The following is a 22,525-nucleotide window of genomic DNA, read 5'->3' as shown; positions in this document are numbered from 1 at the left end:
ACGTCGCTCCCTCCACGGGAGCGTGGATTGAAACACCGAAAGCTGGGCAAGTAGCCCCGGTGCGTGCTGGTCGCACCCTCCACGGGAGCGTGGATTGAAACACTGAGAGTAATCACATAGGCGAATTCATTGTAGGTCGCTCCCTCCACGGGAGCGTGGATTGAAACTGGGAAGTGTGGATAACGTTGGGTAACATGATGGCTAGTCGCTCCCCCCACGGGGGCGTGAATTGAAACGAAAAATCAGCTTTGCATGTTCCTCTCTTTCCTTTGTCCCTTTCGCCAAAGCTCAACATCGTATAAAATAGGATGCAGTATGGTCATCAAAAGGGATTGCGAATAGAGCAAATGCAATTTTTAAAATGTGTTTCGGATAATTACGCCAGATTTTCTAAAAAACATTTTCTTGTATAGACCTCTACAATGTCTTTCAGAAGTGATTGTTCACAGCCAGATTGCTCTTTGTCACTTTTCCTTTTAGCCATGAAAAAAGACTCGCGACAACATCCAACATTGAGCACGCCATGCAATCAAAAATGAAATTAACAAGCATTGATCTTGTCAAAATCATCGAATCTCCAGAAAGTGAAGACATTCTGGGCGCCTTTCGAAGTCGCACTTTTCGCAAAGGAGAGGTGCTGGCCTCCCCCGACGACACTGAGAATTTCGTATTCATTATCCGAGAGGGACGCGCTCGAATTTTCATGAGTTCTCCATCAAGAGAATTCATGCTCTCCATCCTTAGCAAAGGAGACATCTACAGCACCCACACAAGAGCGACCTGTCAGGCTCTCGAAGACGGCATGATGTACACCTGCCCCATCCTTAAATTCAAGGATATCGCCACGAAACATAGTGAATTCACCATGACAATGGTAAAAGTCCTCGGTGAATTACTCTCCAGCACATTCTCCATTATCGACGGGTTTGCTTTTCGCGACACCGCATTGCGCCTCACACTCTTTCTCTATGAAGAAGCGCTCCACTCCGGCAAAGAAGAAAACGGCGGACGATACCTAGAACTGACACTCACAGTGGAGCAAATCGCTCAGGTAATCGGGTCTTCACGCCAACTGGTCTCGACTCTCCTCAACGACATGTATAAATCCGGTCTCGTAGAACGCCGTGGGCGTGGTAAATTTTTCATTCCAGACATGGAACGGCTACACAAAGAATCCCAACTGCCTCTCTAATTTTCCCCATTTGTCAAAAAATGGACAGAAACCTCTTCTGGGTCCGGTCTATACCGCTTGCAGGAGGTTTCAGAAATGTCCATCACACACACCAGCTTTGCCATCTGCGGCGCGCTTTTTATTCTTGTAGGCGAACTGCTGGCTCTGCGCTCTATCAACAATCTCAAGCGCCAGCTCATATTTTCTGCCGTCGCTGAATGTGGCTACCTTTTCATTGGCTTTGGCATTGGCTCCCTCTCGGGAGTATCCGGTGCTCTTCTGCACCTTTCCTACCAATGCGTCATCCGAAGCCTTGTCTTTCTGACTGCATGGCGACTTGCATCCAAAGCCGGTTCATGGACTCTGAAAACACTCCGGGGGAGCAGTGTTCACATGCCGATGACGTCTCTTTTGTTCGGATTCGGCATGTTCTCCTTTATGGGACTGTCCCCATTCAAGGGAGCTATCAGCAAATTTCTCGTCATCTACGCCGCCATTGAAAATGGCAACTATTTCATAGCCGCGTCAGCCACGATAGGCACTATCATCGCGGCCATATATATCCTGCGCATCATTCAAACCATCTGCTTCGAAACCGACAACGTCGAGCCACGTCTCCACAACAATGAGACGCTCTCGGTGACGGGAATCATTCCACTTCTGCTGGCAGGTCTCACAGCACTGATGACGCTCCATCCTGAGCCACTGATTCATTTCTGTGAAAGCCTCGCGGCTTCCTTGGGTGCGACGACCATCGGGAACGGACTTCCACACTTCGAAAGCCCCTGGCCCATCGAGGTGCTTGTCCCCTATCTCGGCGCCTTTATTATTGTCACTGTCGGTAAGTATTTCCCAAAGCTCCAGAATATCCTCGCCATCGCACTCGCTGCGATCTCACTAGCCGTTGTCGCCACAGTCGCCCAACCGAACGCCTTTTTCTTCCTGGGGTCTGTGCTGTTCGCCTTTGTCTGCTCCATCGTGGTGATTTACTCTGTCGGATACCTTGGAAACAAGCCACACGCCAGCCGCTATTTCTTCTTTCTGTTCCTTATGTACGGCTCACTGATCGGCGTTGCTACAGCCAAGGATCTTGGCAATTTCTACCTTTTCTGGGAACTCATGACCTGGACCTCCTACCTTCTGGTCATTCACAAGCAGACCCGCGAAGCACTCAGGGCCGGGTACAAGTACATCGTGATGTGCGTTTCTGGTGCCACAATTATGCATTATGGCATTCTCCTCTGGCACAAGTTTGCAGGAACCTTTGACATCGCCCTGTTGCACACTTCAGCACCCGCTACCCTTGGCGGAGCAGGTGCTCTTATTGGACTGCTCTTCTTTATTGGACTTGGAGTAAAAGCAGGTCTTTTCCCCATGCATTCGTGGCTCCCAGACGCTCATCCGGTTGCCCCCTCTTCAATCTCGGCCCCAATGTCTGGCATTCTGACCAAAGCGGGCATCCTCGGACTCATAAAATTTCTGCCACTGCTCACTGCCGGGGCGGCACCATTCTTGACCTTCTCAGGTAGTGCACTCCTGCCAAACCTGTTGATGCTGACCGGTGGAATCACGCTCCTCTTTGGTGAAATCATGGCTCTGCGCCAAAATGACATCAAAAAGATGCTCGCCTACTCAACTCTTGCTCAGGTCGGCGAAATCACTCTTATTCTCAGCATAAACACATGGCTTACGACAGCAGGAGCTCTCGGCCATGTTGTTAATCATGCGCTCATAAAAAGCCTGCTATTTCTCGCTGCTGGATCATTCATTATGCGGGCAGGAAGTCAGCACATAGAAAAACTCGCAGGACTTGGCAGACGGATGCCAATAACAGGAGCATGCTTTGCTGTTGGCATTCTCGCCATTATGGGACTGCCACCATTCAACGGATTTTTGAGCAAGTTTCTCATGCTCCATGCCGCAGTCAGTGAAGGAGCATATCCTGTCGCGCTCTTGATCCTAACAGGGAGCCTCATTGGAACTGTATATTACAGCCGCCTGATCAAGGTTCTTTTCTTTACGAAAAATACTGACGACCATGTGAACGAAGCCCCAAAAACAATGCTGGCGGCTCTGCTTGCGCTGGCGTGTACCTGTGTGCTTTTTGGTCTCCAGCCATCCCTGTGGCTGTCCCCTGTGACCAACGCTGCGACCGCCATCTGGTCGACATCCAATATGGCATCCATTCCAGAGCTGACCATACACTGGCCTGTGCCTGCCCTCATTCTCGTTTTTGGGGCATGCCTCATGCTTTGCCTAAAGCACTCCCGAAAAATGGGAACCATTGCAGCTATGACAACAGCTCTAGCGGCGTGCAGTCTGTTCTTCATTCCTTCGCAATCGGCTCACGGTACAGCCTTTGTTGCCCTGCTTCTTTTCTCGGCAACTCTGAGTTTTATTTACGCAAGCAAGTACATGGACCACAGCCACACACACTGGAGGTTCTTTGCTTCCTCCCTCATGATGGTCTGCGGATTAAGCGGACTCGCTCTCAGCAAGGACCTTTTCAACTTCTTTGCCTTCTGGGAAATCATGAGCAGCTGGCCGCTCTTCTTTGCCATCATCCATGAAGAGACAGATGAGGCCCGGCGCGAAGGCACGAAATACTTTCTGTTCAACATAGCAGGAGCATCCTGTCTTTTCTTGGGCGTTCTGCTCATTGGAAGGCTTGCGAACTCGTATGACATCGACACTATTGCCCTTGCCATGCCGCACCTCACTCCAAGCGAATGGATCTTTCCTGTTGCGCTCATGAGCATTGGCTTCTTCATGAAAGCCGCAATGATACCGTTACGCATCGACTGGCAGATGCACCCGGCGGCGGCACCAACGCCCATAAGCGGATACATTTCATCGGTTCTCCTCAAGTCCGCACCATTTGGAATGCTCACCCTCGCCTTCATCATCGGCAGACCGCTACTGAATTCCACAGTCATGCAGCACCTGATGTATGTGGGAGCATGGATTTCAGCCCTGACCATCTTCTATGCTGCGTACAAAGCTGTGACACAGTCCAGCATCAAAGGGGTCCTCATTTACTCGACGGTCAGCCAGATTGGATACATTTTGCTCGGCATCTGCCTTGGCTCACCCCTCGGCGTTACGGGTGGTTTAATGCATTTCGTCAACCACATGTTCTTCAAGAACCTCGCATTTCTCTGCGCAGGTGCACTGATGTACAAGACACATGCCCACTCTCTCAATGAACTCGGTGGCATTGGCCGACGGATGCCTTTCACCATGCTCGCGTTTGGCGTCGCGACCTTATCCGCAGCTGGCGTGCCTCCCTTCAACGGCTTTACGTCCAAATGGCTCCTGTACAACGAGCTTGCAAACCAGGGGGAAATCCTCCTGCTTTTGCTCGCTCTATCCGGAAGTGTGCTCACCCTCGCCTACTTTTTTAAATTTCTTCACTCCGCATTCCTTGGCACTCTTCCCGCACGGCACAAAGACGTCACAGAAGTGGAACGGCCCATGCTCATTCCTATGGGAATCCTCGCCGCGATCTGCATTATCACCGGACTTTTCCCTGGGCTTCTGCTGCATCCACTCGGAACCATACTCGAAGATCTAGGGATGACGGCCATACCGAATTCTCTTTCTGGCACCATAGGCAACGCACTTCTCTGGAATGCCACGCTTATCGGCTACATGCTTCTTACGGCGCTCCTTATGGGACTTGGACTACTCAGGCTCATGAATACAAAAATCCGCCGCACCAACATGCACTTGTGCGGCGTCACGGAGCTGGACGAAGAAGACACTCATGTCACAGCCGAAAATGTGTACGCGCCCCCCCTGCAAATCGTCCAACGGATACTGCGCGTCATCTCTTCCCCCTTCTCCAAGGAGTAAAGAATCATGGTAACCGATTACATTCATGCAACCATTGCCATGCTTATTTTCCCGGGCGGTATATTCGCCCTGATAATGGGACTGCTCTTCAAAGGCGTAGACCGCATTGCCGTAGCCCGACTCCAACGACGAATCGGACCTCCGGTCCTGCAACCCATCTTCGACATTATTAAGCTGAGCACAAAAGAAATACTCATTCCAGAATCAGCCAACGCGATTGCCTTTAAAATCGCTCCGCTGCTTGGTCTGTGTGGCAGCCTGATCTGTGCTGCTCTCGTTCCCATTCCCGGTGTCTGGAATGGCATACCTGGAACCGGAGATATTTTCATACTGCTTTACCTTTTCTCACTGCCCGCCATCTCCTTCATGCTCGGCGGTTCGGCGTCCAGTTCACCATTTGGTGCCCTTGGTTTCTCACGAGAAATGGTCATCATGTTCGCTTACGAAATTCCTCTGCTTGCCACCCTCCTCGCTGTAGCGGTGCGCGCAGACTGGCAACTTTCCCTGAGCAGTATCATCTCCTATCAGACGACTCACGGACCATTTCTTTTTGATCCCGTTATGCTCCCTGCCTTTGTTGCATACCTGCTGTTCATTCCTGCAACTCTGGGAGCGGGACTTTTCGATATTCCCGAAGCCGAAGAAGAAGTCATCGAAGGTCCCATTCTCGAATACTCCGGGCCGCTGCTTGCGCTGTTCAACATGATGTCAGCGGTCAAACTTATGGTTGTGCTGAATCTTGGCGTGGCCCTTTTCTTCCCTCTTTTGTTACCGGGAGGAATATGGCTCAACCTGCCATTCCATCTGCTGAAATGCCTTGTTCTGATGCTGACGGCAGTCTCACTTTTCAGGGCATCAACTGGTCGTCTCCGTATCGACCAGGCATTCACCTTTTTCCTGAAGTATCCGTCTTCACTGGCCTATGCCAGCCTGTTTGGCGCATACCTGCTTCGTTAAGCGAGGTTTACCATGCATAATTTCCTCAAACAATTCGTCCACAAGTCCCCCTGGCTCTACCGCATCAATGCGGGGTCCTGTAACGGCTGTGATGTGGAACTTGCAACCACAGCCCTCATCGCGCGCTATGATGTGGAGCGCCTTGGCTGCAAATACTGTGGTAGCCCTCGCCATGCTGATATCGTGCTCATCTCCGGTCCGCTTACGACCCGGGTCAAGGAGCGAGTTATCAGGGTGTACGAAGAAATTCCTCACCCGAAAATTACCATTGCAGTCGGTATTTGCCCTATCTCCGGAGGCGTTTTCCGCGACAGCTACGCTATCGAAGGGCCAATGGACCGCTACATTCCAATAGACGTCAACGTTCCCGGCTGTCCTCCCCGGCCGCAGGCTATCATGGAAGGCATCCTCAAGGCGTGTGAGATCTGGAAATGTAAAGTTAAGGAGATGAACACATGCTCCCGTTCCTAAAAATACTCGCCAAAAACATCGCCAAGGGACCCGCCACAGAGCCATTTCCTTTCGGTGAGACCGTTACGCCGAAACGACTGCGAGGCAGAGCACAACTCGACCCCGCCCGTTGCCTTGCCTGTGGCATCTGCAGTCACGTGTGTGCAGGTGGAGCAATCACATTAACTGATACGCCAGATGGTAGCGGCATGGAATTTCGTCTCTGGCACAACACCTGTACCTTCTGTGGTCTCTGCGAGCATTACTGTCCGGCCGGAGCCATTGTCATGACCAATGACTGGCATATGGCACACAAACAGGCCGACAAGTACAGCTACTGCGAAGTTCAGTTCGTCGAATATCCCTTATGTGAGGAATGTGGAAAGCACATGCACCCACACCTCCAGAACCGTCTGTCCAAAGGACTGGTCGGTGCGGTCAAGGCAGCTCAAATTCTCCGCACCTGCCCAGAATGCCGTCGTCGAATCACTGCCTTACAACACGTTAAAGGCACTGCATTCACTACGACGGACAGGAGCTCAACATGAAGAATAATGACGCATATATTTTTGATAGCATCCTCCCCAGCCTGGAACTCACAACAAGCACTGACGGCTATGGCAATCTCTTCGTCTGGGCGAGTCTGCCCTCTGCGGAGATGCTCTTAGAGGCCGCAAAGGGATTAGCCAAGGCTGGGGCACGGCTGTGTGCCATCACCGCTTTCAACACAGAGAAATTTGCCAAAGAAAGCGACATGGAACTGGTCTACAACTTTGACCTCGACGGAAAAGTGTTGACCCTATCCATTCGATTAACGCCCGAACGTCGCGTCATTCCGTCCCTCATTGATCACTTTTCCAACGCAGACTGGCACGAGAGAGAGTTCGCAGAACTTTTTGATATTGAGCTATCAGGACGGGAAAAGCCCAAGAGACTGTTCTTGGATCCCAGCATTGATACTGGCATCTTCAACAGACTCATTCCGCTCTCGTCCATGATGAACGGTTCGTCGACAAAGCAGTTGTGGGAAACTATTTTTGCTGAAACCAGCATGCCTGACTGGGCCAAGGAGACAAAGTAATGTCAACCTATTCTATTCCCGTCGGCCCGCTACACGTCGCACTTGAAGAGCCAATGTACTTTCGTGTGGAAGTGGAAGGCGAAACAGTAAAGGGTCTTGAAGTCAATGCAGGGCACGTGCACCGAGGTATGGAATCTCTCGCCATGCAGCGAAACTATTTCCAGAATATCACGCTAACGGAGCGACTTTGTTCCCTCTGTTCCAATAGCCATCCCTGCACCTACTGCATGGCTATCGAAAACCTCGCAGGAATCAAGGTTCCAGAACGCGCCCGCTACCTTCGGGTCATGGCTGACGAAATCAAGCGAATCGCCTCAAATCTCTTTAATGTCGGCATCATGGCCCACATCATCGGGTTCGAGTCACTCTTTATGCACGTCATGGAAACACGAGAACTGGCTCAGGACGTCAAAGAGGGAGTGTATGGCAACCGCATGGATCTTGCGGCGAATTGCATTGGCGGCGTCAAATACGACATTGATGATGACATCGAGACCTTTCTGCGCACGCAGTTAGAGGCCATGAAGCGTCCCATAGAAAAAATCCACAAGGTCTACGAAACAGATCCACTCATCATCGCGAGAACGCAGGGAGTGGGAATACTCCCTAAAGAAGATGCCCTTCACATGGGGGTTGTCGGACCTGTTGCCCGAGCTTCCGGCGTTACTTGCGATATCCGCGTCAATGCTCCCTACGCGGCCTACGAACATCTGTCCTTTACTCTTCAGACAAGGACAGAAGCAGACGTCCAAAGCCGAGCCTTGGTTCGCCTGCGAGAAGTCATGGATGCACTTTCACTCATTGAGCAGTGCCTCGACCAGATGACTCCCGGACCACTCGTACCAGACTACCTGCCAGAAATTCCCGAAGGACAGTCTGTTGCCCGTTCCGAGGCCCCGCGCGGTGAATTAATTTACTACCTGAAGTCCGATGGAACAGACCGGCCTCAGCGGCTCAAGTGGCGCGTTCCTACCTATATGAACTGGGAAGCGCTCCACGTCATGATGAAAGATTGTAAGGTTTCGGACATTCCACTGATCGTAAACAGCATTGATCCTTGCATATCCTGCACTGAAAGATAGCGGGAAAAACAGCAGGGACTGTGCTCTAAGCACAGCCAAACCAGAGCCATAAGCCCCTCATCCTATAGAGAAGATAGAGCCTGACTCCTCATTTTGTGAGGCTCTATCTTCTCGACAAAAAAATTCTGTTTTGTCAAAAACTGGACAGATTTCACTCCTCGATAAGAGTTTACTCGACTCGTATGAATTGTAGCCGCTGTATACAAACACCAGTCGGGAAATATCAGCCATGCATGAGATTTCAATCATTCTAAGCATCATCTCCATTGTGGAGGAAGAAGCGAAAAAACACGGCATTTCGCACGTTCACTCGGTGACCATATGCGTCGGCGAGTTATCCTGTGTTGAGGAGCAGACCTTGCGGGGATGCTTCGAAGTTGCCACCGAGACCAGTTCGCTGGCGGGGGCCAAACTCATCATCGAACCCGTTGAAGCAGTGTTCAACTGCGCTCGCTGCGGCGGTTCCATTCGTGCTCACACCTGGTTGAACACGTGTTCCCATTGCAATGCCAACGACCTCAATCTTGTGCAAGGACGCGAACTTTTCGTGAAAAATTTCGAGGCCGATTGAACAACCATTGGAGGGGAGAAACGTGCCTGAACCAAAAGAGAACTCCATTATATACGCCGACGCATCCAAATGTGTTGGCTGCAAGCAGTGTGAGCTGGCCTGTGCACAGGCACATAGCGGTTGCACACTGCCAGAGGCAAAGGCAAACAGCTATCGGCTCATATCCAGAATCCACATAGTGAGAGTCGATGAACTCAACGTTCCCATGCTGTGCCGGCAGTGCGAAGACGCGCCCTGTGCCTATGCCTGCCCAACCGGAGCCATTTATCAAGAGAATGGCATCGTCCAGATCAGTGAAAATCGCTGTGTTGGCTGCAAGGTCTGCGTTATGGCCTGCCCCTTTGGAGCCATCGAGGTCCTTCACGAAGGGACCACTCAGAAAGGCAGAACCAACCTGGGCGTAATAAAAAAATGCAACCTCTGTGTTCACAGAATTGATGACGACGGCATGTTTCACTGTGCTTGTGTGGAAGCGTGTCCCACTCAAGCTCTTCGCCTCGTCTCCCTCACCGATCACCGCAAACAGCTCATGATTGCGAGAGCCCGCGAAGCTAGCGTCTCTTCGATGCATAAAGGATGACACCATGACCCAAAATTTTTCTATCGACAAATCAATGGACATACTTGTCCCGTTGGCCAAGAAAGAATGTATTGAAACCCCTTGGGACCGCTACGAAAAGATGCAGCCCCAGTGTGGTTTTGGTGAACTCGGCGTCTGTTGCCGAATCTGCTGGAAAGGTCCCTGCCGCATTGATCCTTTTGGAAAAGGAGCAGACCGCGGCATTTGTGGCGCCACGGCCGAGGTCATCGTGGCTCGCAATCTTATTCGCATGCAGGCCGCAGGTGCAGCCAGTCACTCCGAGCATGGCAGACACATCGCCCTGGCTATGGAGCATCTCAGCAAGCATGGTCTTGAAGCATACTCCATCAAAGATGAAACAAAACTGATGGCCGTTGCCAGCACGCTTGGTGTAGAGACCGAGGGGCGCTCGACTCAAGAAATCGCCCACGACGTTGCCCAGACATCTCTCAACGACTACATGAATCAAGACAACTCGAAAGGCTGCTCCTGGTTTACCAAAACCCTGCCAGCCAAAAGAGTTCAGAAGCTCAAAGAGCTTGGCGTCATGCCGCACAACATCGACGCCACGATTAGCAACATCATGGCGCGATCGCATGTCGGATGTGACAGCGACCACGTTAACCTGCTGCTTGGCGGCATCCGTGGTGCTCTGGCCGACTACACAGGTATGGTCCTTGCTACGGAGCTGTCCGACATTATGTTCGGCACGCCTCAGCCCGTCATCACAAAGGCCAACCTTGGCGTGCTTAAAGAAAATGCGGTGAACATCGCATTGCACGGGCATAACCCCCTGCTGAGTGAAGTCGTTTGCGACATGGCCATAAAGCTCAATGAAGAAGCCATTGCAGCAGGAGCAACAGAAGGCATCAATGTGGTGGGTGTCTGCTGTACGGGCAACGAAGTTATGCTTCGACGCGGCATTCCTCTGGCCACCAACTACCTGTCTCAGGACATCGCCATTATGACTGGTGCTATTGATTCCATGGTCGTGGATGTTCAGTGCATCATGCCGTCTATTGCCTCTGTTGGCGCATGTTTCCATACGGAAATAATCACAACCATGCCCGACAACAAAATTACGGGAACTCGCCACATTGAATTCAGTGAAGAAGAGGCCCTTGAGAAAGCCACTGAAATCGTCCGTCTGTCCATAGAAGCATACAAACGCCGCGATCCCGAACGGGTCAATATTCCCCAAGTGAAAGAAACAGCCATTGTTGGGTTCAGTAAGGAAGCAATCGTCTCCGCATTGGCCGCCGTGAACCCGGAAGAACCTCTGAAACCACTCATCGATGCCATCGTAAGCGGTGACATTAAAGGCGTGGCACTTTTTGCAGGGTGCAACAACGTCAGGGTCAAGCAGGACAACGCCTACATGACCGTCGTGAAAGAGTTGCTGGCTCAAAATGTTCTGGTGCTTGCCACCGGATGTGGTGCGGGCGCTTTTGCCAAAAACGGCATGATGACACAAGAGGCTTCAAAGGAATTTTGCGGCGAATCCCTGCTCAAGATTCTCACTTTGGTTGGCGAGGCCGCAGGACTGGAAGGCCCCTTGCCTCCGGTTCTGCATATGGGGTCCTGTGTGGATAACTCCCGGGCCGCTCTGGTCGCCTCAGCCCTTGCCGAAGCCCTCGACGTCGACCTGAGCGATCTGCCAATTGTTGCATCAGCTCCAGAGCTGATGTCCGAGAAGGCCGTCGCAATTGGCAGCTGGGCCGTTGCGCTTGGATTCCCTACACATGTAGGCGTTATGCCGCAGATCACAGGAGCACCCGGCGTTGTTAAGGTTCTCACCGAAGACGCCAAGGAACTCTTTGGGGGCTACTTCATTCCCGAGGAAGCCCCGGTCGAAGCGGCAAACAAACTCTACCAAGCCATTCTCGAAAAGCGACAGCGGCTCGGTATCTAAAGGGACGTCAACTCGGTCCGTCGTTTTGCGACGGCGGGCCGCATCAAGGAAAGCTCATATGAAAATAGCTATCACAGGAAAAGGCGGCGTGGGGAAAACAACTCTTGCTGGACTCCTTGCGCGCCTGCTGGCTGATTGTGGGGAGACCGTTCTCGCCATTGATGCCGATCCGGACGCTAATTTCGGTTCCGCCATTGGCATATCTCCTGAGCAGCTTGCCTCGACCATGCCCATTTCCAAAATGAAAGAACTCGCGACGCAACGAACCGGAGCAGAAGGGGACGGCATGTTTTCTCTCACTCCACATGTTGCAGATATTCCAGACACATACTCCATCGAGCATAAAGGCATTAAACTGCTCCTCCTTGGCACTGTAGAACAAGGTGGTGGAGGGTGCATCTGCCCAGAACATGCCCTTGTCAGGACGCTCATGAAGCACATTCTCTTCAAGAAAGGCGAAAGCGTCATCATGGATATGGAGGCGGGTATCGAACATCTTGGCAGAGGAACAGCAGATTCTGTAGATGCTCTTATTACAGTTGTCGAACCTGGTTCCCGAAGCCTACAGACAGCACGCATGATTCGAGAACTCGCAGCTGACATCGGTCTCAAAAAAACGTTTGTCGTTGCAAGTAAAGTCCGGAACCAAGAAGAAAAAGACTATCTTCGTGCCAATCTCCCTGATGGAGAACTGCTTGGCATCATGCCCCTGAGTGAAGATGTCCGTCAGGCCGATATGCAAAACATCGCCCCCTACGACTTACAGGGCGATATTGTAGAATCAGCACGCGATATCCTCAAAAAACTCAGGGAAAAATTAGACTAACGCATAGCGCACAAGTGCATTCACATGTGAGGCTCTTAGCCCAGATCGCGCCGAAGAGTCTCACGCTTTCCCCCCCCTCTCGTCATAGACCAAGTCCCTCCCCTTCTGTTCCCTTTTTTCATTTCGGATAAGACAAGCACCGCTCTTTTCATTATGAATTTGATTTTCAATTTCATATTCATTGTCGTTTTATGGAGGAGAGCAATGCTTGATAAGGAAAGATTTGAAGATGAATATCCGCAAGAAGAACTCTCTGCGGAATCTCAAAGGATACAAATAACGGAGTGGCTTTTTCACACAGTAGCCCGGCATTCTCAACGCGCGGAAAATGAAATTCATGAGTCCCGACCCTTTGCAGAATATGGCATTGACTCCATGAAACTTCTTCAGATCATCACAGGGCTGAATACAGCTTTTGACCTCTCATTACCTTCGACCTTTGGCTTTGATCACCCAACGATCTCCAGCCTCACAGAGGCAATCATTCAGCCTCAAAAGGCTCCGCAGCCCATCAGTTGCAGCACTCAGCCGCATACAGAAAACGCATCACAGCAAAGCACCTCCTCTCAGAATCCGGCCTCAGATGATGCAATTGCTATCGTTGGAATGTGGTGCAAATTCCCAGGGGCTTGTGAAGGCCCAGAAAACTTCTGGAACCTCCTCACGGAAGGAAAAGACGCGATTACACCTGTTCCGCACAGCCGCTTTGATGCCAACAAATTTTATGCAGAAGGCACGCCGCAACCCGGGAAAATGAATACCAATCAAGGCGGCTTTTTGCAGGATGTTGATTGCTTTGATGCTGATTTCTTTGGCATATCGCCTCGCGAAGCACTTTCCACGGACCCACAGCAGCGTATTCTTTTGGAAGTCGCATGGAACGCCCTGGAGCAGGCAGGCATCAACCCCAACGGCATAAAGCACTCCAGAACGGGTGTCTTTATTGGTGCCAGTGGAAGTGACTACGGCCGCATGCTCTTTTCCGTTCCAGAACAGCTCAACCTGTATAGTGGAACAGGCGCATCCTCTTCCATTCTTGCCAACCGGATTTCCTACTTCCTTGGGGCACAAGGGCCAAGCATGACCATTGATACGGCGTGCTCTTCTTCCCTTGTTGCAGTCCATACCGCAAGTTCAAGCCTCAAGAATGGCGAATCAGACCTTGCCCTCGCTGGCGGCATCAACCTGATTCTGTCTCCTGAAATGACCATCATTTTTTCACAGGCAAACCTCATGGCTCCTGACGGACGCTGCAAAGTCTTCGACAAATCAGCCAATGGCTATGTCCGTTCAGAAGGATGCGGCGTTCTGGTTCTCAAACGCCTTGCAGATGCAAAACGGGACAAGAACCGTATCTGGGGTGTCATTCTTTCGTCAGCAATCAATCAGGATGGCCAAAGCAACGGCTTGACAGTTCCTAACGGTGATGCCCAGCAACGCGTCATCTCGGACGCTATTTCACGGGCAGGAATTCAGCCCGCAGAAGTCTCCTATCTTGAGGCTCATGGCACTGGCACAAAAATCGGCGATCCCATTGAAATCTCCTCCGCAGGGGCGGTTCTAGGAAAAGAACGAACAGCCCCCCTGCTTCTTGGCTCTGTCAAAAGCAACATCGGTCATCTTGAGCAGGCCGCAGGCATGGCAGGAATCATCAAAGTCCTCCTTTCCATGAAATATAAAAAGGTTCCCGGCAACCTCCATTTCTCCGAACCCAATCCGCTTATTGATCTCGACGCTATCCCGGCAACGGTTCCAACGCAGCTCACTCCGTGGGAAGCGCCTGAATCCCACCCAAGAATTGCCGGTGTCAGTGGTTTTAGCTTTGGAGGAACAAACGCCCACATTCTTCTTTCTGAGGCCCCAGAAAAGGCAACAGTCCCTCGCTCCAGCCGAGAAGACACGGTGCTCTGCCTTGCAGCCAGAACGAAAGAAGACCTCCGGAAGCTTGCTGATCGCTATGCACATGCCCTTGCAAAACGAACTGACCCTCTCGACGAAATTTGCAAAGAGACCAACGGCTCGCGAGCACACTTCCCTCACAGGGCCAGCATAACAGCTCAAACAACAGCAGAAATGCGCGCCCACCTGAGCGAGCTGGCGTCCAGCACCTCGCACCCGGCTATCGCGGTCAGCAAAACTCAAAGCCATTCAAAAACCGCACTGCTGTTTACCGGACAGGGTGCCCAATACTTTGGTATGGGACGCGAGCTTTACAACACGTTCCCCACGTACCGCACAACACTCCAGGAATGCGACAAAATCCTTGAGCCGTATCTCCATGCATCCCTGCTCGACATTCTTTTCCACGACGCCGAAAAAGCCGACCAGCTCAATGAAACAGCAATAACCCAGCCTGCACTTTTTTCACTGGAATACGCACTTGCTGTTCAACTCAAAGAATGGGGAATTGTTCCAGACCTCCTCATGGGTCACAGTGTCGGTGAATATGCAGCAGCATGCTTTGCAGGGGTCTTCACCCTCGAAGATGCCCTTCGGCTTGTCGCAGCCAGAGGCCGCCTTATTCAGTCCCTTCCCAGAGGCGGTGCAATGGCCGCTGTCTTTGCAGACCGCCAGACCATTCTTCCATTTTTAGCTTCGGAAAATTCCGTTGAATTTGCCACCGAAAACAGTCCGCACAACACCGTCCTGAGTGGTCCGGAAAACGCTCTGTCTCGCGTCTTGGAGACGCTCAACGCCAAAGACATCAACAGCGTCAAGCTCCATGTTTCTCACGCGTTCCACTCCTCCCTTATGGAACCTATTCTGGACAAATTTGAAGCGATTGCCTCAATGGTTTCATACTCTGCGCCCCAAATCCCCATCATTTCCAATGTTACGGGCGATGTCGCTTCTGCTTCGGCTCTCATGTCTCCTGAATACTGGAAAAACCATATCAGGAGTGAAGTTCTGTTCATGCAGGGAATGCAACGCCTCCAGAGCAAGGGCATCACGACCTTCATCGAAGTAGGTCCTCATCCCGTGCTCACGGGGCTTGGCCGAACCTGCATTGAGCCTCAAGAAAATCACATCTGGATAGCCCCCTTGCGCCGCAACGAAAAAGGGCTTGGCGCAACAGCTCAGGCTCTTGGCTACGCATATCTTGCAGGCCACACTATCGCATGGGACACATACTACAGCGATGTCCCTACCCTTGAAGAACCTCTTCCGGTCTATCCTTTCAACAAAAAGCGGTACTGGTTTAACGTCACTCCAAACCAGTCCGCAGAATTCAGCATTATCACGCCAAACACCGAAACGAGTCAGTCTCCCTCTCTCACTGCGTCAGCAACTCGTTCTCTTGGTGAGCAGCTCACGACGGCGCCCAGCACAGAAGAAAAGATGACTATTCTGAGCACACATATTGCGGAAATCGCCTCGCGTATTCTTTTAATCCCAGCAGAGGACATCAGAGAATCAGAGCGCCCGCTCATCCGAATGGGGCTTGATTCCCTCACCGCAGTTCAGCTGAAATCCAGAATTGATGCAGATCTCAAGCTCGCGGTTCCCCTAACGGCCTTTTTGGCTGAACGACGCCTCACAGCATTGGCGGAATACCTTCTGGACAGCTTCGAGGGCAACAAAGACGCAGCTCCTGAAACACATTTCCCAGCAATTACGCCTGACGAAGAGCATCAGTTTGATCCGTTCCCTCTGACAGATGTCCAATACGCGTACTGGGCAGGACGCCAGAAAGACATGGAGCTGGGCGGTGTTTCGTGTCAGGTCTACGCCGAAGTTGACGTCTGCGACCTCGACCTTCCCCGGCTCGAACAGGCAATTAACGCGCTTGTAGATCGGCATGACATGCTTCGGGCTGTTTTTGCCGAAGATGGAACCCAAAGAGTTTTGGAATCTCCCGGAAAGTTCACGCTACACATGCGAGACATGCAGAAGCTTTCTGACTCTGAGAGGGAAAAGCAGCTGCTTGCGCTTCGTGACAAGCTGTCCCACAAGGTCAGTGATCCTCAAATCTGGCCGCTCTTTGACGTTCAGGCCTCTGTACTCCCGGCGAATCAAACCCGAGTGCACCTGACGTTCGACATGCTGATTGGTGACGGGATGAGCTTCATGATTCTTGTTGATGAACTTGAAGCGCTCTATCTTGACCCGCAGGTTACGCTTCACGATGTCGGCATTCATTTCCGCGACTATGTGCTTGCAGAAAGTGCTCTCAAAAAACAGGACAGCTATCTCGCGGATCTCGACTACTGGACCAAGCGACTTGAGAGCCTGCCTCCGGCACCAGATCTTCCGCTAGCGCAGTCACCTTCTTCAATTTCCTGCCCCTCATTCTCCCGCCTGCGAGGCGGACTTGATTCAAAAAGCTGGGCAGCGTTTCAGGAACAGGCATCAGCACATGGCCTGACGCCTTCCGCGGCTCTTCTCGCAGCGTTTAGTGAAGTCCTCGCGGCATGGAGTTCTTCTAACCACTTCTCTCTCAACCTGACACTGTTCAACCGTCTCCCTCTCCATGAAAAAATTGAACACATCGTTGGAGACTTTACGACCCTGTCACTCCTTGAAGCCAAGATGGACTCCACACCTTTTGCAGAAGGAGCAAGCACACTCCAGACTCAACTCTGGGAAGACATGGAACATCGCCAGGTCTCAGCTGTCACTGTTCTGCGTGAAATGCGCAAAAGGCACACGGAAGACGCCCCCAAGACCATGCCAGTTGTCTTTACCAGCCTGCTCCCACTGAGCAACGTCCGCAAAGGTTCCGCATTCCTGCCATCCAGAGTTGACGCCCACGTTGCACATTGCATCTCCCAGACGCCTCAGGTCTGGCTCGATCACCAAGTCTTTGAAGAAAACAGCGAGCTTCACTTTAACTGGGATTATGTCGAATCACTTTTCCCAGCTGGCATGCTGGAAGAAATGCGGGACGCCTATGTTTCCCTGCTTGAAATGTTGGCCCACTCCAAAGACGCATGGGCAGAGCCTGTCGGCAATCTTGCGCCACAGCAGCACCTTGAGACTATTCACGCACTGAATTCAAAGGAAAAGGATATCCCTTCCCTGACTCTTGACGGTCTCTTTGAGCAGTCCGTGCACAAGCACCCCAACAAAATTGCTCTCAAAAGCGGTCAGAGGCAATTCACATATCACGAGCTTGACCAGCATGTTTCCAGAGTCGCAAACAGCTTGACCAGCAGCGGCATCAAATCAGGACTGCGCGTTGCCATCCTTATGCATAAAGGCTGGGAGCAGATATGCGCAGCACTGGCGATCCTCAAAACAGGCGCAGCCTATCTTCCAGTAGAAGCCGATCAGCCACAGGACCGTATCCTGACAATTCTTGAAGACGGACAGGTTGAAATGGTTTTGACGCAGGCAGAGTTTGCAGCCCAGAGCTGGCCTCAGGGCGTCACAGCTCTGACCCTGAATGCAAATGAGCCTCAAGATCCTGAGGCAAAAGGCGTTTCTCAAAGCTCACCAAGTGATCTGGCGTACATCATTTTCACGTCCGGTTCGACTGGAAAGCCCAAAGGGGTCATGCAGGACCATCGAAGTGTCGTTAACACCGTACTCGACATAAACACCCGGATGGGAATCACCGCAGAGGATGTCATCCTTGGGGTCTCCAATCTAAACTTTGACCTGTCTGTGTACGATATCTTTGGAGCCTTTGCTGCCGGGGCAACGCTTGTTCTTCCTGAGCCAGAACTTCGGCGAGAGCCAGCCCACTGGATCCAGCTCATGCGGCAGCATGCTGTCTCTATCTGGAACTCTGCTCCTGCGCTCATGCAAATGCTCGTGGACTACCTTGATGGAAGCGAAACCCTGCCGCCCGAGAGCCTGAGACACGTCTTACTCAGTGGCGACTGGATTCCGGTTGCTCTGCCTGTCCACATTCGGGAAAAATTCAAAAAAACCGATGTCACCAGTCTTGGTGGAGCAACAGAAGCCGCAATATGGTCTATCTGCTACCCGACAGAAAACGTCACAGCTGATGCCATAAAAATCCCATACGGTGCCCCACTCACCAACCAAAAGCTCATGGTTTTGGATGAGCGGTTCCGTGTGTGCCCACCGTGGAAAACAGGCCATCTCTACATCGGGGGCGCAGGCCTTTCTTTGGGCTACTGGAATGACTCCGCACGGACTGCCGAGCGCTTTGTCACCAACCCAACCACAGGGGAACGCCTGTATCACACGGGTGATCTGGGCCGCTACCTGCCTGACGGAAACATCGAGTTCATAGGACGAGCTGACTTTCAGCTTAAAATCCGCGGACATCGCATCGAACCTGGAGAAATTGAGCAAAGCCTCAAACAGCATCCTGACGTGCTTGATGCTGTCGTTCAGGCAACAGGAGAACCCGGCCAAAGCCGACGCCTTGTTGCATACGTTCGCCAGCTCAAAGAGATTCCTCAGATCGAACAGTACCTGCGGGGAAAACTCCCTGCGTACATGGTCCCTTCTGAGTTTATCTTTATGGATAAATTCCCGTTGACCCCCAGCGGAAAAGTAAACCGGAAAGCGCTCCCAAAGCCTGTGCATACCGCGTCAAAATCCGCGAGCGCGGCACCTCTCTCGTCAGAAGAGGCCAAACTTCTTACAATCTGGCGCAGAGTACTTGGCATTAAGGACCTACTTCCAACTGACGACTTTTTTGAAGCGGGAGGAGACTCCCTGCTCGCGACCCGCCTTGTTGCAGCAGTACGCAAGGAGCTTCGAGTTGAGCTTTCACTTAACGCTATCTTTACAGCGCCGAGTGTTCGGGAACTCCATGCCGTCCTCAAAAACGCCTCAGTGCAATCGACAAACACAGGGCACTTCCCACAGCTTATTCCTGATGCGTCGGCCACCCATGAACCATTCCCGCTGACAGATATCCAGCATGCCTACTGGCTGGGGCGCAACACGGCGTTTGAGCTTGGAAATGTATCAGCTCATTTCTATTATGAAATTGAAAACACAGGACTGGACATCGCCCGGCTTGAGACGGCATGGCAAAAAATCATCGAACGTCATCCCATGTTGCGGGCTGTTATAAACAAGGACGGGACACAGCGCATTCTTGAGCACGTCCCCTCATATTCCTTTGTGAAAAACGACCTGCAAAATGAAAATCGGGAGACCATCTCGCGATGCCTTCTTGAAACGCGGGAAGAAATGTCTCACCAGACCCTTTCTTCTGAGCTCTGGCCGCTCTTTGACATTCGGGTTTCCCTGCTCCCAGAGCAGCGAGTCAGAGTGCACATCGACATCGACAATGTCATTGCCGACGCATGGAGTCTCTTTACCTTCCTCAAGGAATGGGCAGACTTCTATCACACTCCAGAGCACACGCTTTCTCCTATTCCGCTCACATTCAGGGACTACATCCTTGCCGAACAGGAACTGAAAAGCTCTCCGGCATATGAAGAGGACAAAGCATACTGGCAGAAGAGACTTTCGAGCCTCCCTGCTGCGCCAGAACTTCCCCTTGCCTGCGCCCCGTCACAAATCGCTAAGCCGCGCTTTTCGAGACTCAGCAACACGCTTGATGTCGAGACATGGGGCAAGCTCAAGCACAAAGCATCACAGGCCGGAATCACCCCGTCATCCCTGCTGATTTCTGCCTATTCAGAAGTCTTGGCCCGCTGGAGTTCAGCTCCCCGCTTCACGGTTAACGTGACCCTGTTCAACAGGCTTCCACTTCATCCAGAAATCGATGCCGTTGTTGGTGACTTCACCTCGCTCAACTTGCTCGAAATAGACAGATCAGGGGGACAATCCTTCCTCGAAAACGCAAAGAAAGACCAGTCCCAGTTATGGGATGACATCGATCATAAACTGTATGGTGGGGTTGAGGTCATGCGAGACCTTGCGCACCAGAACGGGACAGGCACAGAAGCCCTCATGCCAGTTGTCTTTACAAGCGCGCTTATGGGCAGTGTCGGTCACGATGCCGCAGTCCTGACGAAGTTTGGAGAAATGACCTACAGCATATTCCAGACACCACAGGTCTGGCTGGACCATCAGGTGTATGAGCTTGATGGAGCACTGGTCTCGAACTGGGACTTCATTGAGCCTCTGTTCCCCGAAAATGTTCCTCAGGATATGTTCTCGGCGTACACAAGACTTTTGCAAACACTTGCGGACGACGAGACATCTCTTGAAAACGCGACTGTGACTCTTCCACCAAGCCAGCTCACACGTCTTCGGCAGCTTAACGCAACACACGAAGCGCAGCCCCAAAAGAGCTTAACCGAGCATGTCGCTGAAACGGCTCGCAAAAGCCCCAAGGCATGCGCTGTGCGGTGCGGAAACGACGCGTTCACCTATGCAGAACTCATGGATCGGGCAAAATCTGTTGCAGCTTCCCTGACGCAGGCTGGCGCTCAGAAAGAAAAGCCCATTGCGATTCTTTTGGAGCGTGGCCCAGAACAGATATTCGCTGTTTTGGGATGCCTGTTTGCAGGTGCGGCCTACCTTCCCCTCGTCCCTCCTGTTCCAGCTCAAAGGCTCGCGGCTATCCTCAAGGATTCTGGAGTCCAACATATTCTGACGAGTGCGTCAGTTTCGCAGGGCATCTCATGGCCCGACACTGTCAGCGTGCATCACATCGAAGACGCTCTTCAAACAGAAAAGCTCCAAGAAATCAGGCACGCCTCCCCAGACAGCCTTGCGTATATCATCTACACGTCAGGCTCTACAGGAACGCCAAAGGGCGTGGCTATCAGCCACTGGGGCGCAGTCAACACCATTACGGACATCAATTCCCGATTCAATGTCACAGCAGAGGACGCAGTTTTTGCCGTCTCAAGTCTGGGCTTTGACCTTTCGGTCTACGACATTTTTGGTCCCCTCTTCGCCGGAGGAACCATTGTCATCCCGCAGTCAGACATCAATGACCCTGCGCTGTGGATTGAAGAAATGCATAAGCATCATGTCAGTATCTGGAATAGTGCCCCGGCCCTCATGCAAATGATTATCACGTATCTGAATGGCAGCTCGAAGCGTCTTCCCTCTTCCCTTCGCCTCGCTTTGCTCAGTGGCGACTGGATTCCAAAAGATCTTCCAGCCAACATGAAAGAATATGCCGAACACGTTCAGGTCATCAGCCTTGGCGGTGCCACAGAAGCATCTATCTGGTCTGTGCTGCATCCCATTTCTGAGCATTATCAGAACTGGAAGAGCATTCCATATGGACGCCCCATGCGAAACCAGCAGATGTATGTTCTCAATACTCACGGAGATCATTGCCCGGAATGGGTAGCTGGAGACTTGTACATAGCAGGAGAAGGCCTTGCCATTGGGTACTGGAACAGCCCTCAAAAAACAGCCGAGAGCTTTATTCAGCATCCTCAGACTGGTGAGCGTCTGTACCGTACAGGAGACCTCGCACGATATCGCCCGGAAGGTGAGCTTGAATTTATGGGACGGACAGACCATCAGGTCAAAATCCGAGGCCATAGAATCGAACTTGGCGAAATTGAATCCGCACTGGAGGGTTCCTCTGCAGTCAGAGAGGCTCTTGTCATCCTTTGGAAAGACTCAGAAGGAAAAAGCTCTCTTGCGGCGTATGTCCTGCCTACTCATGCCGAAAAGCTCAATGAAACCGAGCTGCGGGAAGAACTTACAGACAGGCTTCCAAGCTACATGATTCCTTCAAGCATCATGGAACTTCAAAGCTTCCCCATAACAGCCAATGGCAAAGTTGACCGAAAGCAGCTCCCAGAGCCAGCCATTCATGCAAAGACACCTACACCGTCTCAGATTCCATCGGAGTCATCGCCTCTGCTCAATGCAATCATGCACGCCATGAAAGGCGCTCTCAACGCGGAGCATGTTGACCCCGGCGCCAACTTTTTCGAACAGGGACTGACATCCTTCCATCTGGTGCAGATCCAGTCACAGCTTCGGGAAAGTCTTGGGAAAGAAATCCCTATTGCAGATTTCTTCCTGTATCCCTCGGCACAGCTCCTTGCAGAATCTCTGACAGCAGAAAATCAGGATAACGTACCGAACTCTGGACTCTCTGTTGGAGCACGTCGCCGGGCAAAAACTCGATCCCGCCGTCGCCGCTAACCGTTCGGAGCATCAATTGA

The 22,525-nt window shown here is 51.9% G+C and carries 12 protein-coding genes; all 12 read left to right on the top strand.

What is annotated here, in order from left to right; genetic code table 11:
• The first annotated feature begins 535 nt into the window (after positions 1–535).
• A complete protein-coding gene (locus B5D23_RS04440; protein WP_159445910.1) occupies positions 536–1,192 on the top strand; it encodes a Crp/Fnr family transcriptional regulator in 657 nt (218 codons plus the stop codon).
• Positions 1,193–1,267: 75 nt separating this feature from the next.
• Entirely contained in the window at positions 1,268–5,026 is a 3,759-nt protein-coding gene (locus B5D23_RS04435; RefSeq protein WP_078684201.1) for a proton-conducting transporter transmembrane domain-containing protein, read from the top strand.
• A 6-nt stretch (positions 5,027–5,032) separates the two neighbouring features.
• Complete coding sequence (locus tag B5D23_RS04430; RefSeq protein ID WP_078684200.1) at positions 5,033–5,983, top strand: respiratory chain complex I subunit 1 family protein; 951 nt, start codon at positions 5,033–5,035, stop codon at positions 5,981–5,983.
• 12 nt (positions 5,984–5,995) lie between these two features.
• A complete protein-coding gene (locus B5D23_RS04425) occupies positions 5,996–6,454 on the top strand; it encodes an NADH-quinone oxidoreductase subunit B family protein (protein WP_078684199.1) in 459 nt (152 codons plus the stop codon).
• Positions 6,439–6,981, top strand: coding sequence for a 4Fe-4S dicluster domain-containing protein (locus B5D23_RS04420; protein ID WP_078684198.1), 543 nt, complete (start codon positions 6,439–6,441; stop codon positions 6,979–6,981). The genes B5D23_RS04425 and B5D23_RS04420 overlap by 16 nt, the downstream gene beginning before the upstream one ends.
• Complete coding sequence (locus B5D23_RS04415) at positions 6,978–7,514, top strand: NADH-quinone oxidoreductase subunit C (protein WP_078684197.1); 537 nt, start codon at positions 6,978–6,980, stop codon at positions 7,512–7,514. The genes B5D23_RS04420 and B5D23_RS04415 overlap by 4 nt, the downstream gene beginning before the upstream one ends.
• Positions 7,514–8,596 (top strand): hydrogenase large subunit, encoded by a 1,083-nt coding sequence (locus B5D23_RS04410; protein ID WP_078684196.1) that lies wholly within the window; start codon positions 7,514–7,516, stop codon positions 8,594–8,596. Before B5D23_RS04415 ends, B5D23_RS04410 begins: the two co-directional genes overlap by 1 nt.
• A gap of 229 nt (positions 8,597–8,825) precedes the next feature.
• Positions 8,826–9,167: a hydrogenase maturation nickel metallochaperone HypA gene (gene hypA / locus B5D23_RS04405; RefSeq protein ID WP_078684195.1), complete on the top strand. Its 342-nt coding sequence runs from the start codon at positions 8,826–8,828 to the stop codon at positions 9,165–9,167.
• Between the two features lie 22 nt (positions 9,168–9,189).
• Positions 9,190–9,747, top strand: coding sequence for a 4Fe-4S dicluster domain-containing protein (locus tag B5D23_RS04400; protein WP_078684194.1), 558 nt, complete (start codon positions 9,190–9,192; stop codon positions 9,745–9,747).
• 4 nt (positions 9,748–9,751) lie between these two features.
• Positions 9,752–11,659 (top strand): anaerobic carbon-monoxide dehydrogenase catalytic subunit, encoded by a 1,908-nt coding sequence (gene cooS, locus B5D23_RS04395; protein ID WP_078684193.1) that lies wholly within the window; start codon positions 9,752–9,754, stop codon positions 11,657–11,659.
• Positions 11,660–11,717: 58 nt separating this feature from the next.
• Positions 11,718–12,485 carry an ATP-binding protein gene (locus B5D23_RS04390; RefSeq protein ID WP_078684192.1) on the top strand — a complete coding sequence of 256 codons (768 nt, stop codon included), beginning with the start codon at positions 11,718–11,720 and terminating at the stop codon, positions 12,483–12,485.
• A gap of 204 nt (positions 12,486–12,689) precedes the next feature.
• Positions 12,690–22,505, top strand: coding sequence for a non-ribosomal peptide synthetase/type I polyketide synthase (locus B5D23_RS04385; RefSeq protein WP_159445909.1), 9,816 nt, complete (start codon positions 12,690–12,692; stop codon positions 22,503–22,505).
• Positions 22,506–22,525: the final 20 nt, after the last annotated feature.

The organism is Desulfobaculum bizertense DSM 18034, from assembly GCF_900167065.1.
Classification (GTDB): Bacteria; Desulfobacterota; Desulfovibrionia; order Desulfovibrionales; family Desulfovibrionaceae; genus Desulfobaculum; species Desulfobaculum bizertense.
The sequence above is the reverse complement of the archived record's forward strand: the minus strand, read 5'-3'. Positions and strand labels throughout refer to the sequence as shown.